This is a genomic window from Labrenzia sp. 5N (genome assembly GCF_012395805.1).
In the GTDB taxonomy this organism is placed as follows: Bacteria; Pseudomonadota; Alphaproteobacteria; order Rhizobiales; family Stappiaceae; genus Roseibium; species Roseibium algicola.
Genome location: NZ_JAAZTM010000020.1, coordinates 520,250 through 535,499, shown reverse-complemented (window position 1 = coordinate 535,499; position 15,250 = coordinate 520,250). Strand labels below are relative to the sequence as shown.

At 59.3% G+C, this 15,250-nt stretch carries 17 protein-coding genes; all 17 read left to right on the top strand.

Translation table 11 applies throughout. The features are described 5' to 3' along the window. Positions 1-47: 47 nt before the first annotated feature. On the top strand, positions 48-401 hold the full coding sequence (locus tag HEP89_RS23040) for a hypothetical protein (RefSeq protein ID WP_168693140.1): 354 nt from the start codon (positions 48-50) through the stop codon (positions 399-401). Between the two features lie 18 nt (positions 402-419). After that, positions 420-794, top strand: a complete 375-nt coding sequence (locus HEP89_RS23035) for a hypothetical protein (RefSeq protein ID WP_168693139.1) — start codon at positions 420-422, stop codon at positions 792-794. Continuing rightward, the gene (locus HEP89_RS23030; protein WP_168693138.1) at positions 794-1,609 is read left to right on the top strand and encodes a hypothetical protein; all 816 of its coding nucleotides are present in this window, start codon (positions 794-796) and stop codon (positions 1,607-1,609) included. Before HEP89_RS23035 ends, HEP89_RS23030 begins: the two co-directional genes overlap by 1 nt. Beyond that, complete coding sequence (locus tag HEP89_RS23025) at positions 1,606-2,154, top strand: phage baseplate assembly protein V (RefSeq protein ID WP_168693137.1); 549 nt, start codon at positions 1,606-1,608, stop codon at positions 2,152-2,154. The genes HEP89_RS23030 and HEP89_RS23025 overlap by 4 nt, the downstream gene beginning before the upstream one ends. Before the next feature lie 9 nt (positions 2,155-2,163). Continuing rightward, positions 2,164-2,349: a hypothetical protein gene (locus HEP89_RS23020; RefSeq protein ID WP_168693136.1), complete on the top strand. Its 186-nt coding sequence runs from the start codon at positions 2,164-2,166 to the stop codon at positions 2,347-2,349. 3 nt (positions 2,350-2,352) lie between these two features. Continuing rightward, entirely contained in the window at positions 2,353-2,751 is a 399-nt protein-coding gene (locus tag HEP89_RS23015; RefSeq protein WP_031268609.1) for a GPW/gp25 family protein, read from the top strand. 9 nt (positions 2,752-2,760) lie between these two features. Further along, positions 2,761-3,612 carry a baseplate J/gp47 family protein gene (locus HEP89_RS23010; RefSeq protein WP_168693135.1) on the top strand — a complete coding sequence of 284 codons (852 nt, stop codon included), beginning with the start codon at positions 2,761-2,763 and terminating at the stop codon, positions 3,610-3,612. After that, positions 3,609-4,712: a phage tail protein gene (locus HEP89_RS23005; RefSeq protein ID WP_168693134.1), complete on the top strand. Its 1,104-nt coding sequence runs from the start codon at positions 3,609-3,611 to the stop codon at positions 4,710-4,712. Before HEP89_RS23010 ends, HEP89_RS23005 begins: the two co-directional genes overlap by 4 nt. Continuing rightward, entirely contained in the window at positions 4,712-7,996 is a 3,285-nt protein-coding gene (locus HEP89_RS23000) for a DUF4815 domain-containing protein (RefSeq protein WP_168693133.1), read from the top strand. The genes HEP89_RS23005 and HEP89_RS23000 overlap by 1 nt, the downstream gene beginning before the upstream one ends. Before the next feature lie 9 nt (positions 7,997-8,005). Then, the gene (locus tag HEP89_RS22995) at positions 8,006-9,208 is read left to right on the top strand and encodes a hypothetical protein (protein ID WP_168692954.1); all 1,203 of its coding nucleotides are present in this window, start codon (positions 8,006-8,008) and stop codon (positions 9,206-9,208) included. Further along, positions 9,208-9,648, top strand: coding sequence for a hypothetical protein (locus HEP89_RS22990; RefSeq protein ID WP_168693132.1), 441 nt, complete (start codon positions 9,208-9,210; stop codon positions 9,646-9,648). The genes HEP89_RS22995 and HEP89_RS22990 overlap by 1 nt, the downstream gene beginning before the upstream one ends. 67 nt (positions 9,649-9,715) lie before the next feature. After that, a complete protein-coding gene (locus tag HEP89_RS22985) occupies positions 9,716-10,315 on the top strand; it encodes a hypothetical protein (protein WP_168693131.1) in 600 nt (199 codons plus the stop codon). A 66-nt stretch (positions 10,316-10,381) separates the two neighbouring features. Then, positions 10,382-11,617, top strand: coding sequence for a phage tail protein (locus HEP89_RS22980; RefSeq protein ID WP_168693130.1), 1,236 nt, complete (start codon positions 10,382-10,384; stop codon positions 11,615-11,617). Between the two features lie 52 nt (positions 11,618-11,669). Further along, complete coding sequence (locus HEP89_RS22975; RefSeq protein WP_022998854.1) at positions 11,670-12,182, top strand: phage major tail tube protein; 513 nt, start codon at positions 11,670-11,672, stop codon at positions 12,180-12,182. A 66-nt stretch (positions 12,183-12,248) separates the two neighbouring features. After that, the gene (locus HEP89_RS22970; RefSeq protein ID WP_168693129.1) at positions 12,249-12,614 is read left to right on the top strand and encodes a phage tail assembly protein; all 366 of its coding nucleotides are present in this window, start codon (positions 12,249-12,251) and stop codon (positions 12,612-12,614) included. Continuing rightward, positions 12,614-12,766, top strand: a complete 153-nt coding sequence (locus HEP89_RS22965; RefSeq protein ID WP_168693128.1) for a hypothetical protein — start codon at positions 12,614-12,616, stop codon at positions 12,764-12,766. The genes HEP89_RS22970 and HEP89_RS22965 overlap by 1 nt, the downstream gene beginning before the upstream one ends. Positions 12,767-12,840: 74 nt before the next feature. Further along, positions 12,841-15,204 carry a phage tail tape measure protein gene (locus HEP89_RS22960; RefSeq protein ID WP_168693127.1) on the top strand — a complete coding sequence of 788 codons (2,364 nt, stop codon included), beginning with the start codon at positions 12,841-12,843 and terminating at the stop codon, positions 15,202-15,204. The last annotated feature ends 46 nt before the right edge of the window (positions 15,205-15,250 follow it).

Sequence of the window (15,250 nt, the reverse complement as noted above, 5' to 3'; positions counted from 1 at the left end):
TGATCTCCGAAGGCATTCAGCCTTTCGACATCAAAAGGAGACGTGAAATGGCTTCCAAAACAACCATGAAAATCCAGTTCCCCCTCGGTGGCATCATCCCGAAGGATGTTCTCAAGTCCGCGAAGGACCGGGTTTGCGAGCCCGGTGAGGTGGTCACTGTTCCGATTGCCTACGGCGAGCACCTTGTCAGCGACCGGTTCGCAGAAAAAGCAACCTCTACTACCAAACCGGCCCAAAGCACGGATGGGGCAGACAAGAAGAAGACCGAACTCGCCGGGCTCGAAAAGGCCGTCGCGGCGGCGAAGGAAGCTCTCGAAAGCGCGGAGAGTGATGAGGCAAAGGCAACGGCTCAGGCAGCCCTGGATGGTGCAGAAAGCGCGCTTGCCGACGCCAAGGCCTGACAACGAGGGGCATGAAACATGCCGCGGTTCGATCAATTCAAGCGCCGTCTGCATTCGAGTGTGGACGGCATGTTTGCAGAACGCGTCAGGATCGTTGCCTGGAAGGATGGCCGGGAAGATCCGGAGCGGCCGGCACGCGAGATCGTTGCGCCGTTGGTTGAAGAGGATCGCGAGAACCAGTCTCTGTCTGGTGACCGGTCGGGCCAGTTCAGCGGCAATGTCCGGACAGGCGGCGCGGTTCTGAAGCCGGATCCAGCGGTCTACCCAGACCTTGAGGTCCGGCAGGGTGACGAAGTCATTGCATTGGAGCGACCAGGCGAACCGCGTTGGCGCGTTTCTTCTGTCGATCCGAACGGCCATGGCCGTCTGATTATCAATCTTGGGGACAGCTGATGAGCCTTGTGCGGATTGCATTGAGAATGTTGGCGGTCAAGGCCCTCAAGGACCGGACTGTAGCCGAGGGAAACGTTCTCGATAGCGAGATTGGTATTCTCGGTGAGGACGAAGAAGGATTGCGCATCAAGCCGCAAAAGGGCCGGTTTATCGCGGTCTATACCGATGACGCGGAAGCCAAGCCTGACGAACAGCGCGCGTTTCACGAGAACGGGCTTGTGAACCTTTGTCTCGAATACGGTGTCACCGACGCCATGCGGGAAGAGGTTGACGATCCGGACCATCCGGGAAGAAAGATGCAGGTCATTTTCCCGACGATCCCGCATGCGAGCCGGATGCATGATTTCTACCTGGACATTCTGGGGCGGCAAATCCGGTCCGGTCTGTCAGATGGGCAGAATGAAGCGGCAGAAGTGTTGCGCGGCTTGATCCGCCGCGTGGTGAAAGTCACCTGTGAGCGCGCCGGCAGCGATCGGACGGGTGAACGGGTGGCGGCGCAGAAGCTGACGTTTACGGTCGACGCCCTGCAAGATCCGCAGTTCCTTAAGGACGTACCTGAGGGCGCGCCGTTTTCACGGTTCCTTGCGCTGCTCGCGGCTGGCGATGCCGATGACCAGAAGCTCGGAGCGCTGATCCTCGATCAGATCCCGGCGTCCCCTGAGGATCTGGAAGAGGCACGTCAGCGGATCGGCCTGACCCTGACCGAACTCGGCTCGCTCGGCTTCGAATACGTGCCTGATGCGGATGAGGACAGCGAGATCAGCAATGTGACAATTGATGTCGCGGGCGGACAGCCGGTTGAGGTTGGGGCATGATTGAGTTTCTGACGGGGCAGCGCATCGATATCGAGATGCTGAAAACCCGGTTCGGTCAAATGATCCGGATCGGACCTATTGAAGAAATCGACCCTGCCAAGGGATATCGGATCAAGCTTGGCGACGATGAAGACGGCCCTTTCCTGTCGCCCTGGTTGCCGCATCCGGAAAGCGGCGGTCAGACATCGTCCTGGGTTCCACTTTCCAAAGGGCAGGTTGTTGGCATTCTCAGCCCGAACGGTGACATTCGGCAGGGTGTTCTCTTGCGTGGCGGTTTTACGGACAGCAACCAGGCACCGAGCAATGACCCGCAAGCCAATGTCGTCAAAGCCTTCGGCATCACCATCACGATGAAGGATGGCGAAGTGACTATCGAGGGTGACGTCACGATCAAGGGTGACGTGAAAATCGAAGGGGATCTAGAAGTCGAAGGCGACGTCGATTTTGCAGACGGGCACGTCAAGCACAACGGCACCAACATCGGCGATGATCATGTCCACTCCGGGGTCATCCCCGGCGGAGCGGACACCGAAGGACCGCATTAGGAGAAATCCATGTCTAAGAAGACTTATTACGTCGCTGACGGTGTCAGCGCGATCAGTGCTGCTCGCATTCCCGAAAGCCGCAAACTGCGTCTGACCGAGGAAGAGGCGATGCATGACGTTTCGCTTGGGCGGCTCCTGACGTCCAAGCCGAAAGCTGCGGCAGACAGTGCCGAGTCCGTGGAAGGCGAAGAATAAGCCATGTCCGGTTTTGACCGTGTGACGATGCTCCCGCTCGACAATCTCACGCACACGCTTCAGAGCGTGGAGGTGATCCTGTCAACGGGCATCGGATCGCGTGTGATGCGCCGGCAGTTCGGAGGCGGGGTCGCTGAGCTGCTCGGCCGGGCGGTCAAGCCATCACTGATGGCGATCGTGCAGCAAGTGATCGGAACCGCCATAGATCTCTGGGAGCCTCGTTTGCATGTGCGCCGGGTTTCCTTCAGCGGTTCGGCTGACGCAGTCCGCCGCGGGACAGTCGGCATTGTCATTGAGGCGGACTATCGGCCCCGCGGCCATCTTGGTGACTTCACCATCGAGCGCAATCTTTCCTTTTCCGTGCGTTTTGCAGGCGGTTCCGCCTCGGCCTCGGTCATCTGAGGGTAAACCGTGATCGATCTTTCCAGCCTTCCAGATCCTCAAGTGATTGAGGAACTGGATTACGAGACCATTTTGCAAGGCTTCATCGATGATGTGACCGTTTTGTTCGCGGCCGCAGGCATCGATTATGATGTCGGCGCGCTTGAAACAGATCCGGTCAAGATCGTTCTGGAAGCCTTCAGCTATCGCGAGATCCGTTTGCGCACTCGTGCGAACCATGTCGCTCGGAACCAGATCCTTGCCTATTCAACCGGCACAGACCTTGAGCATTTGGCGTCCCACTACGGTATTGCCAGGCTCGCAGGTGAAACAGATGATCGTTTGCGTGAGCGCGTTCAGCTGGCGACGATTGGCCGGTCTCCCGGCGGCACTCATGAGCGGTTCAAGGCCATTGCCATGGCATCGAGCCCCAAGGTTCGCGACATCGCGACATGGACCGTTGGAAGAGACCCGACCGTCAACATTGCCGTGCTGTCGACTGACGTTGGCGGCGCGGCTTCTGCGTCCCTTCTTGCGACTGTTCGGGCCGCTCTTGAAGCTCCTGCGGTTCGCCTGGTGTCCGACCGTTACAACGTGATGTCGGCCGTTCAGAAAGTGTTTGCGGTCGATCTTTCCGTCACCCTGACACCGGATGCTTCGGAAGACGTTCTCGCAGAGCTTCCAGATCTCATTCGCCTGGCGCGCGATCAGGAGAACCTGTTGGGGCTCGACCTGCATCGGGCTTGGGTGAGCAAGGCTGCGATGGTGGCCGGCGTTTCAAATGTCGTGGTCAACGCACCGGTGGCTGATGTGGTCGCAAGCCCGGAGGAAGCCGTCAAGATTGGTGAAGTGACCGTTCAGTTTGCCGGGCGGGGCCGATGACCGAGACACTTCTTCCCTCCAATGCGACGCCGATTGAAGTCGCGCTCGATCGGGCAGGGGACCAAGCGCCGAAGATTGATCCCGCCCTGAGCTATATTTCCGGGTGGAAGCACATTGTGCAGCCACCGGATCTGCGCCCCTATCTGGTTCAAGAGTTTGGTATGGGGGTTCTCCAGCCATTCGTTGAAACCTATGCCGCCATCCTTGCTCTTCGGCGTCCGTGGTGCGAGGCGAGGGGCACGCATGAATCGGTCAACCGGGGCCTCGCAATTGTCGGCTATTCGGGCACTCTCAAGGACCCGCCGGCGCGCCGCACAGCTTGGGCTGAATTCCAGATTGATCTGGATCGGGTTCGAGATGATCGCGAAGATCTTTTCAAGATCGCCGGCATTGTTGACCTGAGTATCCCGGAGCGCTCGACGTTCCGGCGCGGCGTTAACGGGCATGACGTGCCAGCCGCCGAGGGCTGCCGGACGCGGCTGAGCGGCTCGATCCTGTCCAATGACAGCGGTGTACGGATCGACGGCAAAGGCCCGAAATGGTCCTTCGGGCGAAACTACCAGTTCAGCCATGTTCTGACTGAAGCGGAACTGACCTCCATCGGCATCTGGATACCCGAGATTGATAGCTCTCTTTGGGCTGACATGAACTTTCCGTGGGTGACTGCGACGTTCGAGTGGTCGAACGATGCGGAACAGGCCCGGCGAGTCTCGCTGGCGACGTCTCTGGAGGGGCTGCCCTGCTGGCTCCGGTTCGCGGACGCACAGGATCAGACCATCGGTTACCGGAAGTCCATTTGCCGGGCTGTTGGGCACGGCCTGAGTGGTTACACCTTCGGCCCTGACTTTCTGGAGCCCGGCACTGAAAACCCGCTCGGTGTGCATGTCTTCGCAAGGACGGGCTTCGGGGATGGTTACGGCTCTGAAGCCGCATCCGTTTCGGTCGTGATCGACGCGAACGTCACCGATCAAACAAAACCCGGCCAACTGTGGCTGGAGCCTGCCGGCCTGACCGGCGGCACAGAAATCGCTGCGCAACCCGTCTCCATTCTCTTTGGAGAGACAGTGCGCGAACACGTCCAATTTTTCTTGAGGTTCTGATGGCTTACGAACACGAGTCCGGCATTCCCGGAGCTTTCGACAGAACGCCTAGCGCCCCGGATAAGCGCACGGAATTGGTCTTTGTCGAGGACCGGTATGTCCAGGGTGCGGAACTCAATGAACTTCAGGGCCTGACCGGCCGCCGCATTCAGGCGATCGGCAACATGGTCGCCGGAAACGGTAACCGGGAAAGCGGCGCGGAAATCAAGGTTGCCCTCGACATCGATCCGGAAGATCCGAATGTCGTACCGACCACCGCCAGCATCATTTTGCAGCCCGGCCGGATCTATATCGATGGCCACGTGTTGGCCGTCCCGGCGGCTCAGTTCGACAATGTTGCCATTGCCGGCGACGTGATCGTTGGCGTGCGCCAAGTGGTCACATATGTCGGCCATGAAGAAGATGCGTCGCTTGTTGGCTTGCAGCCTGGTAGCGAAGCGGAAGGCGAACCCGGTGCCCATCGCGCTAACAGGACTCTCGCCTGGGCTTTGCTCAACGATGGCGGCGAAGGCCAGTTCATTCAGGTCTATCAGGTCCGTGACGGCACGGTTGTCGACCAGACAGCACCGGCCGCCTTTGACGGACCTTTGGCGACGAATGCCATCTACGATCGCGCTCGCGGGTCCTATATCGTCTCTGGCTGTGAGGTAACCGCGCTCGGTGATGATGGCGAGGGCAACCAGATCCTCTCCATCGCAGCCGGCGCAGCCAACATTCAGGGCTGGCGGCGCACCCGTGAAACCGCTTTTACGCTGTTCTTGCCGGAAGATCCGGACCTTGAACTGGTCTCCGCTGAAACGCTCAGCTTCGCCGATGCCGGCAGCGGCACCGCAGTCCTGACAGTCGGCCGTCCGCCGATCGCCAACCTGGTTTCGGCCGTTGTGACCAAGCGCGTTTCGGAAAACGTCACCCGTGGGGCGGTGCCGAATGGCCTCGACACCTTGCAGGAAGGATCAATCGTCCGGATCGAAAGCGTGACGCAGGGTGCGACCACATTTGATCCGGCAACCTACACGTTGCAGGGTGACGAGATCTCCTGGGCACCGGTCGGAGACGAGCCGGCGAGCGGCAGCACATATGTCGTGACCTATCTTTATTTCGACCAGGTTGCGCCTGATGCGTTTGACGCCACCACTGTGACCTTGTCGGGAGGCGTTACCGGGGAAACGGTGCTGCTGACCTATAATTCCAAGATCCCGCGCAAGGACATTCTGGTTTTTGATATCAACGGCACGCCATTTGTTGTCGAAGGCGTATCGGCCCGCAAGGGCGCCTTGCCGCCGAAGGCGCCTGAAGGGCATCTGAAGCTTGCCGAGATCCACAATACCTGGGACGGCGCTCCGGAGATCGTCAACAACGGCACCCGCGTTGCGACCTATGAGGAAGTCCGGGCGCACTTCTCGCTGGTTGTTAAACTGGCCGATCAGCTTAACCGGACCATTCTGGAGCAGTCGGTACCGGATGCGGCGTCTATCTCTGCCGATGGTATTTTCACGGATGATTTCCGGTCTGACTTTTACCGCGACGCGGGCGTTGTCCAGTCGGCCGCCGCCAACCAGGGCGTCTTGCAGTTGCCGGTCTATCAGACCTTCCTGCAAACAGTCGGCGGGCTGGAAATGCTGGATTACACCGAACAGGTGATTATCTCGCAGCCGCTCGCAACCGGGTCGATGAAGGTCAACCCCTATGCCAACTTCAACCCGATGCCGGGATTGCTGGCGCTCAACCCGAATAACGATTTCTGGACGGCAACCGAAACGCAGTGGACGTCCGCCGTCACGCGTGAGTTCACCGCAGCGCCAGGGCAATCTCCGGGCAGGTCGACGATCAACGAGGAAGTCAGCCAAACGACCCGTGAGGCTGAGTTCCTGCGGCAGATCGATATCGATTTTAGCATTGAAGGTTTCGCGCCGAATGAGCAGCTTGAAAAGCTTTTGTTCGGCGGCCGGGACGTAACGCCGGCCGGGCCGCTTGCTGCGGATGCCAACGGTGAGATTGCCGGTACTTTCCAGATCCCGGCGCGTGTCCCGACAGGGACGCATGCGATCCGGGCGGAAGGGGCCGCGGGCGGCTTTGCCCAGGCTTCTTTTGTTGGCAGCGGTCAGATCACGGTGGAAGTCATGCGGCAGGTGCATCTTGTCACCCATTCCGCACCGCCACCGGTGATTAACGTGATCAACCAGATCACGCGTGTAACCAACGTCACCAACGTGTCGAACCGCAATTCGGGTTCTCGGGAAAGCTCCGGCCGCGAAGGCGGTATGAATGGCGATCCGCTGGCTTGGACCTTTGTCCCGCCCAACGATTGCTTCATGCTGGGCTTTGACGTGGAGATCGCAGCGGTGGGCAGCGCGTCGAACGGCCTTTTGTGCCAGCTCGCCACAACGCTCAACGGCTATCCGACCAACGTGATCCTTGCCGATGCGTTCATTCCGATGGCGGGCGTTCAGCCGGGGGAAAAGGTCCGGCCGCGCTGGAACATTCCGCACTATCTCAGCGCTTCGGAGAAATACTGCATCGTCATCATGACGGACGATCCGGACCACGCGGTCAAGATTGCAACGCTTGGCGAGGTGGTTCCGGAAACCCAGCAGCTCGTAGCCTCGCAGCCCTACACCAACGGCGATCTGTTCTCTGGCTCCAACCGGACCACATGGGTAGCGCACCCAAAAAGTGATCTGAAAATCGATATCGTTGCGGCCCGGTTCAACCCGACTGAGAAGACGGTGCAACTGTTTGAAGGGGCGGTTGCGGCAATCACCGACCTGGTCGTGCGGGGCACGGCCGAATTGCAGTCCGACCAGACCCGTTTCCGCTATGAGCTGGAGCGGGCGAACGGCGATGTCATACCGCTCGCACCGGGGCAGGCCATCGAGTTCGATGAGTATGTTTCAGAGACCTTGAAGCTGCGCGCGGTTCTCAGCGGGACGGAATACCTGTCGCCGGTCCTTTGGCCCGGCACCACGATCATCGGTGGGCAGCTTCAGGAACAGGCCGATTATGTCTCCCGACATTTCACCATCGACGGGGTAATCGGCTTCAGGGAACTGTTCGACCGGTGGCAACCGGCCGGGGCGACTGTGTCAGCCTTTGTCGACGCCGGCGACGACAATTGGCAACCGCTTGTCCAGGAGAGTGCCCGCGCGCTTGGTGGCGGCTGGACCGAGCCGAAACTTACCCTTGCCGGCTTCTCCGCTCCCAACGGCGGCCGCGTGAAAATCACCCTGAACGGAACGCCGGCTGCCCGCCCGTCCATCGCGCGCCTTCGCGCCTACGGTTACTAAGAGGTTCTGATGCCAACCGACGCTGTAACTCAGCATAAAAACCTTCCGAAACCGCACGTCGATAATGATCTCGACTATGACATGGCGCGGATCGCGTTGATGGTCGACATGGTCGACTTGCTCTTGAACGGCATTGACTCTGCCCTTGCAGGCAAAGCGGCAAGCGCACACGATCACGAAATTGGTGACGTGACTGGTTTGCAGAATGCGCTGGACACGTTGACCAACAGCGTCACGGGTCTCCCTGACACGCTCGCAGCCCTGCAGGACACGGATACAACCGACGTCACGCAGGGCATGATGCTGCAGTATCTGACCGGGAAATGGACCGCGATCGTCGCCAAGGCTGCTTTCTTCGGCATAGATCCGATCTCCGGTCTTACCGCGAACAACGTGCAAGAAGCGCTTTCAAGCCTTCAGGCAACGAAGGCGAACCAGGCGGACATTCAGGCGGCACTTGATGACCTGGTTGGCTCGGCGCCCGGAACACTCGACACCTTAAACGAATTGGCGACCGCGCTCGGCAACGATCCGGATTTTGCAACCACCATCACCGGTCAAATTGCGGGCAAGCTGGGTGTCGGTGACAAGGCCGCTGACAGCGATCTGTTCGATGGATTGGATAGCTCGCAGTTTTTGCGGTCGGATGAACACTCCAGCGCAACAGGGCAAGTGACCTTCACTGCAGGAATCAACACAGAGGGTAAGGATGTAACCACCAACAACGGTGCGTTTATTGCCAATGATTCTGATGGTCCATTTTCAGACCGTTCAGGGACAAACATCGACCATTTCTGGCATGATGATAGCTCCAATGCCTGGCACTTTGTTTCTGATGGCCCCTACAAGTCTAACGGAAATTCACGACTGTTCTCCGCCAACTTCAGAGTGACCGGAGAAGCATTGGACCTTGAGAACCAATTTATTGGTAAAGGTCAGTCTTGGCGGTCTGTGTCGAGGTCGTACAACACCTCGTACCGAAACACCCACAACAAATCGATGATGGTTTGCGTAACGCAGAACGGCTCTGGATCAACAGCCGGAAACAACCGAATGCGGCTGCAACTGTCGTCCAACAACTCTTCTTGGATTGATGTTGGGTGGAGTAACGACAACAACAACTGGGGAGGATGTATCTCTGCAATCGTCCCTCCGGGTTGGTACTACCGCGTTCCTGACAACCAGATCGCACTTTGGCGGGAGCTATATTGATGGCAGAACACGGATTCTATCACCCAGACTTCGGTTATTGGCAAACCACCACGTATCCGTCTGATCATGTGCTAGCCGACCATCCAGTTGGCACGGTAGAGGTTCCCCTGCGTCCATCCCCGGACTACATCTGGGAGAACGGCGAATGGAACTTTGTAGCTCCTGTTCCCCCGACGATCGAAGAACTTCGAGAGAACATGCCCCCACTCACTGCCCGGCAATTCCGGCTCGGCCTTCTGCAATCAGGCCGCTCGCTTTCTCAGGTCGAAACGGCGATTGCAGCAATTGCCAACCCGGTGGAACGGGAAACAGCGCAGGTCGAATGGGAGTATGCGGCGGAGTTCAACCGAACGCACCCGCTCGTCGTTTCTCTTTCGGTAACGCTCGGCTTCACGCCTGAAGAAGTCGACACGCTCTGGCAGAGTTCCTTGCAGCTTTGATCGGATCTCAAATTCCTTAAACCCGCACCGCCCCCGAGGCGGTTTTTTTGTGCCTGAAAGGATGCCTATGCAATCGCTCTTTCTTCCGTGGCTGGCGGCTTTGCCGGTCTTTATGGTTTTCAACCGGATCAGGGGCGGGGGCATGTCGAGCCTGACGGATCGGCTGCCAGGTCGCGCGCTTTATTACGTGTCGGCCATTCTTGGCGCGCTGACAGCGGCAATTCTTGATCCGGTGCTCGGTCTTGTTTTCGGACTTGGTTTCCTGATTTGGGGCGCTCCTGGATGGGGATTGTGGTTTGATCTTCATCGACATGATGACTTTCAAATCGATGACCGACGGCGCAATTCTCTTTTCGTCAAGGCCATGTCGTTTGTGTCTTTTGGGTCAGACCACCTTGCATTGTTCCTTCGTCTTGGTTTGTTCGTCCTTCCGACGCTTGGTGCTTGGTGCGTTTTGAGCGGGTCTAGCCAGTGGCTTCTCGCTGCTGCCGTTCCCTTCGCTGCCTTGGGAGTTGGGGCGTATGAGCTGCGTTTTCGAACGAGTTTCGGCAACACGCTATCGGAATTGATCATCGGTGGTCTGTGGTGGGCGCTTGTGTTGGCCATGGCCATAACCGGATCTCAGAGCTTCCCGTTACCGATCTTTGAGCCTGCGGGGCTTTTTTAATCCAACCCAACACCGCCCGTGAGGCGGTTTTTTTGTGCCCGGTTCTCGGGCTGATTGTGAGGAAAGATGACCGAACCAGTCTTTGGAATGAGCTTCACGCGCCCGGACGATGAGATCGTTCCGGCGCTTGGTGCCGACTTCTCCCAGATGCTCCTGATCGAAACGTCCGAGGACGCTTCGGTTGCCGAGTATCCGGCCGACACGCCCGTGCGGATCTCGACCAGCGATGCCGAGGCCGTATCCGCACTCGGTACCGGGCTGCTGGCCGATGCCGTCAAAGGGATCAACGATCAGTTGACCGATCTGAACTCCGGTGCGGATGTGACGATCGTTCGCGTTGTCGAGGGCGTGGATGTCGCCGCGACCGCGGCTGCAATTGCCGCCATCGTCAACGGCGTTGCCAGCATCCCCTCCGCAGTCAACAAGACCCCGCGCATTGTCGTTGCCGGCCGCACTGCCTGGCGCCCGGATCTCGAAACCACCAACCCGGTGATCGCGGCGCTGGAAGCCAACCTCGGCAAGATCATGGCTGTCGCACCGGTCGACGTCGACGACACCTCGGCGTCGAACGCCATCGACGCCCGCGAGACGATGAACTCGGAACGTCTGATGCCGATCGGTGTCGCGGCAAAGGTCTGGGATGGTGCGCAGGTTGTTACCCGTCCGATGATGCCGCGCGTTGCTGGCCTGATGGCGCGTATTGACAACCAGGTTGGGGGCGGCAAGCCGTTTCACCCGTTTGCCAACCGCGCGCTGTACGGCCTTGCCGGTCTTTCCCGGAAGATCCCGTTTTCCACACTGGACGGCTCCACCGAGGGCCAGCAGATGCTTGCGGCGAATGTCGCCATCGTGGCCGAGGGCGAAACCGGTGTTGATGGCGCGATTGCCGATGGCGGGTATCGCTTCATCGGTACCGACAACGCTCAGACGGGGGAGCTGTGGGAGCAGATCCACCAGGTGCGCGGTACCGATTACATCGTGACGCAGATCATCGAGATCACGAACCAGTTCCTCGGCCGCCGCATTCATGCCGACACTACCGAGGCCTGGATCAACTCGATTGCTTTCGCTCTGCGTGATCACGTCAACGAGGGCAACATCCTCGGCTATACGCCGAAAAACGAGATGTTCAAGAAGAGCCAGAACAGCCCGGAAAACATCCGCCTCGGCCGCCTGAAGCTGGATATTGGCATCGAGCCTTGCCCGGTCTTCAAGCTCGCCCAGCACGAGATCCGCCGGTACCGGCCGGCCGTCGACAACCTCGTCAACGAAATCATCGCCCGCCTGTCGAACGATCTCTGATCAGCGCTGACACGGTGACGACTAACGATTTTCCAGAACTCAGGATCTGATCATGCAGACGATTTACATGCTATCCGCCGTTGATGTTCGCCGGGCTGAGACGCCCGGCACCTCGCGGGTTCACACGATCGCGAAACTGACCATTCCGCCGATCAAGTTTGCGAACGCAGGGCATAACCCTGGCGGCGGCGTTATTGCCGTTGATTTTACTCTTCCACGCATTGAGGCGCTGGAGCCCAAATTCATGTGCAAAGGCCTCGACACCGACGTGTTCGGAGGACTGGGGGCGCGTGACCGCTGGGTGTTTGCAGGTGCCTACAAGGACAAGCGCACCGGCCTGGATGTGCCGGGCCGGGCGATCATTGAAGGCGCTGTCACGCAGTGGGAGCCCGACGAAAGTGATCCCGTCGACTTCCAGGGCTGTAATCATGCGCTCACCGAAGTGACGCACTTTGAACTGACCCTCGACGGCAAGGAACTGTTCTACATCGATTTCTGGGAGCGGCAGCTGCGCCGGGACGGTGTCGACATGTTCGAAGGCGTGCGCGGCGCGCTTGGCGCGTAACTCCAACTTTCTATCCAACCTCAACCGGCCGGGCTCTGTCCCGGCTTTTCTTTTGAAAGATACGACATGTCTCAGAAAACCACTCCCGTCGAACTTACCCTTGAAGAGCCGGTCGAGCACGGCGGCAAGACCTTCGACAAGCTGACGTTCGCGCGTAAACGCAAGGTCCGGGACCTCGTCGCGGCGGATGATTACAAGAGCATTCTGCAGAAGACCGGCGCTGTCTATGCCTCAATGGCAGGAGTGCCGGCCGAAGTGATCTTCGATCTTGATGCCGACGACTATGCGACCCTTGAAGAGCAGGTCGCGCCTCTCATGGGAAAGTCCTGGGAAGACGTCAAAATGGGCTTCCTGACGGAAGAGGCGGCGAGCTACGGCATGCAGACAGCGGTTCAGGCGGAACTGGCCAGGCGGGCAAAAGCTTCGGATTGATGGCCGCGCAGATCGCGCGGTACCTGCATCAGTCCCTGACGGAAATCGAGGATTGGGACGTCCCGACCTTCTTCCGTTACTTCGGCCATGTCGAAGAGGTTTTGCAGGTCGAGGCGGAAGCCAAATCCAAGAAGCCTCAGGGCGGGAACTAATTCCGCCCTTAGGTCTCCATTCTCCTTTCAGTCATTAGCCCGACCGAGGGCCGCACAATCAAAGGTGTGTTCCGTTGGCAACCCTCACGTCACAACTCATTGTGTCGCTGGTCGAGCGCGTGTCCCGTCCGGCGCGCGCCGTCAGCCATTCCCTGACCGAAATGCGCCTGCGCGTCGATGCAAACGCCCGGGCGATGGATGCCATGCGCGGCCGGATGCTGGACGCAGTAGGCGTCGGTTATGTGCTTGCCAAGGCGATCTCTGCGCCGATCAACGCAGCACGTGAGTTCGAGTCCGTGATGGCGGATGTCAACAAGGTGGTCGATTTCGACACGCCGGACGGGCTCAAGCAAATGAGCGCCGATATCCTTGCACTCAGCCGGGTCATTCCGGTGGCTGCAACCGGCATTGCGGAGATTGTTGCCGCTGCCGGGCAGGCCGGTATGCAGGGCGACGAGTTGCTCGCCTTCGCTGAGATCGCCGCGAAGGTTGGCGTTGCCTTCGACCTGTCGGCCGACCAGGTGGGCGAAAGCCTTGCCAAGATCAAAACAGCGCTTGGCCTGACAGTGGAACAGACCGGCGAACTGGCCGATGTGCTCAACCACCTTTCCAATACGTCCGCGTCGTCGGCAGCTGATCTGCTGGACTTCATGCGGCGGGTTGGTTCTGCCGGTACCGCCATGGGCTTTTCGGCACGCGAGGTTGCGGCGATCGGTTCGGCAATGGTTGCGGCTGGCGCGCAGGCTGATGTTGCGGCCACGAGCTTCCGCAATGTGACCAAGGCGCTGGCACGTGGCGAGTCTGCGTCGAAGCGCCAGCATGAGGCATATAACAAGCTCGGCCTGTCCGCGACGGACGTAGCACAGCGCTTGCAAAAGGACGCTGTTGGCACCCTTCAGGATGTCATTGCGCGGATCCGTGCGCTGCCGAAGGAATTGCAGGCCTCGACGATCTCCGATCTCTTCGGGGATGAGGCACGCGCCGTCATGCCTCTGATCGAGAATGCCGAGCTTTTGCAGAATGCCCTCGGCCAGGTGGCGAGCGAAACCAACTATCTCGGCTCGGTGCAGAAGGAATTCGAGGTTCGCTCGCAGACCTTCAATGCGAAGCTTCAGAGTTTCCAGAACCGCATGACCGAACTGGCCATTGCGATCGGCAATGCTTTGCTGCCGGCGCTGACAGCGATCATCGAGGCGGTGATGCCGACGATCAGCGCGATCGCGGATCTGGCCGCAGCCTATCCGCAGGTGACTGCCGCGGTGGTCGGTTTAACGGCAGCGCTCGTGGCCTTGAACATTGCCGCCATCGCAAGCCGGTATTCCTTCCTGTTCCTGAAGGGCGGTGTTCTGAATGCAGCGCTTGTCATTGGTCGCAGCGCGGATCTGATCGTCGCGGCCACCAAACGGCTTCGGCTGGCAGTTCTTGGAGCATCCATGCTTGGCGCTCTGGGGGGCGGGACCTTCTTCGGGGTGATTGCGGGTGCTGCGAGTGCCGCGGTCGGGGCGATCCAGGCTGCCGCTGCGGCCATTGGGGCCGCAATCGTTGGCATCACCTGGCCTATTGCCTTGGTGATCGCGGCTGTCGCGGCGCTCGGTGTCGCCGTTTATCGGTATTGGGAGCCGATCAGGGAATTCACTCTCGGTTTTGCCGAGGTGATCGGCGGCAGTCTTGGGCAGGCTATGAGCGCCATTACCGGCTTCATGTCCAACCTTGCCGCACACGTTGGGCGGTGGGCAACCAATAAGCTGGTGGACATCGGCACCTTGCTAGGCATCGATGAGGCGGAGATCCGCGGGGCTCTGGACAAGGCATATGGGGCGATCTCCGGCACTCTTGCCAAGTTCGTCGACATGGTGCTGGCAATCCCTACGCAGTTGGGGAACTGGATCGCCGACATCTTCACGATGAAGGACTATTCAGCGACCGCTGAGGCGGAGTTCCGGGATGCCGGGCGAAAGATCGGGCAAGCGCTCGTCGATGCGATCATTGATGCATTCAGCGCTCTTTGGGAGTTCCTGAAATCCATTCCTGACCGCATCGTTTCCGCGATCGGCAGGATCGATCTCTCCAACATGCTGCGCCTGCCTTCATTCCTGGGCGGTGGCGGTGAAGCGCCGGCAGCACCTCAGCCCAAGATCGAAGGGGCTCGCGCGCTCGGTGGGCCTGTCGTCGCCGGCAGAACCTACCGCACGGCGGAAAAGGGCGATGAGCTGTTCACGCCTGACCGTAACGGGTTCATTCACAGCGCCGCAGCAACGAAGCGCATTCTTGCTGGTGCAGGGCAGGGGCAAGGTGGCGGTCAGGCCGTAAGCCTCTCAATCGAAAATATAAACGTTCACGGCGCGCAGGACGCCAAGGCGGTTGCCGAGAAGATCGGTGAAGAAATCCGTTCGCAGCTGGCAGGCCTTCAGGTCGATACCGGTTGGTCAGTGGTATAAGGGGGCAAGGTGACTACACCAATTTTTTCTCACATTCGTCGGGATG

What these genes read in the sequence shown, in the direction of transcription:
- HEP89_RS23025 (WP_168693137.1), top strand. Translation starts at nt 1,606, where the DNA reads ATGATTGAGTTTCTGACGGGGCAGCGCATCGATATCGAGATGCTGAAA.
- HEP89_RS23015 (WP_031268609.1), top strand. Translation starts at nt 2,353, where the DNA reads ATGTCCGGTTTTGACCGTGTGACGATGCTCCCGCTCGACAATCTCACG.
- HEP89_RS23030 (WP_168693138.1), top strand. Translation starts at nt 794, where the DNA reads ATGAGCCTTGTGCGGATTGCATTGAGAATGTTGGCGGTCAAGGCCCTC.
- HEP89_RS23020 (WP_168693136.1), top strand. Translation starts at nt 2,164, where the DNA reads ATGTCTAAGAAGACTTATTACGTCGCTGACGGTGTCAGCGCGATCAGT.
- HEP89_RS23040 (WP_168693140.1), top strand. Translation starts at nt 48, where the DNA reads ATGGCTTCCAAAACAACCATGAAAATCCAGTTCCCCCTCGGTGGCATC.
- HEP89_RS22995 (WP_168692954.1), top strand. Translation starts at nt 8,006, where the DNA reads ATGCCAACCGACGCTGTAACTCAGCATAAAAACCTTCCGAAACCGCAC.
- HEP89_RS22990 (WP_168693132.1), top strand. Translation starts at nt 9,208, where the DNA reads ATGGCAGAACACGGATTCTATCACCCAGACTTCGGTTATTGGCAAACC.
- HEP89_RS23035 (WP_168693139.1), top strand. Translation starts at nt 420, where the DNA reads ATGCCGCGGTTCGATCAATTCAAGCGCCGTCTGCATTCGAGTGTGGAC.
- HEP89_RS22980 (WP_168693130.1), top strand. Translation starts at nt 10,382, where the DNA reads ATGACCGAACCAGTCTTTGGAATGAGCTTCACGCGCCCGGACGATGAG.
- HEP89_RS23005 (WP_168693134.1), top strand. Translation starts at nt 3,609, where the DNA reads ATGACCGAGACACTTCTTCCCTCCAATGCGACGCCGATTGAAGTCGCG.
- HEP89_RS22970 (WP_168693129.1), top strand. Translation starts at nt 12,249, where the DNA reads ATGTCTCAGAAAACCACTCCCGTCGAACTTACCCTTGAAGAGCCGGTC.
- HEP89_RS22965 (WP_168693128.1), top strand. Translation starts at nt 12,614, where the DNA reads ATGGCCGCGCAGATCGCGCGGTACCTGCATCAGTCCCTGACGGAAATC.
- HEP89_RS23000 (WP_168693133.1), top strand. Translation starts at nt 4,712, where the DNA reads ATGGCTTACGAACACGAGTCCGGCATTCCCGGAGCTTTCGACAGAACG.
- HEP89_RS22975 (WP_022998854.1), top strand. Translation starts at nt 11,670, where the DNA reads ATGCAGACGATTTACATGCTATCCGCCGTTGATGTTCGCCGGGCTGAG.
- HEP89_RS22985 (WP_168693131.1), top strand. Translation starts at nt 9,716, where the DNA reads ATGCAATCGCTCTTTCTTCCGTGGCTGGCGGCTTTGCCGGTCTTTATG.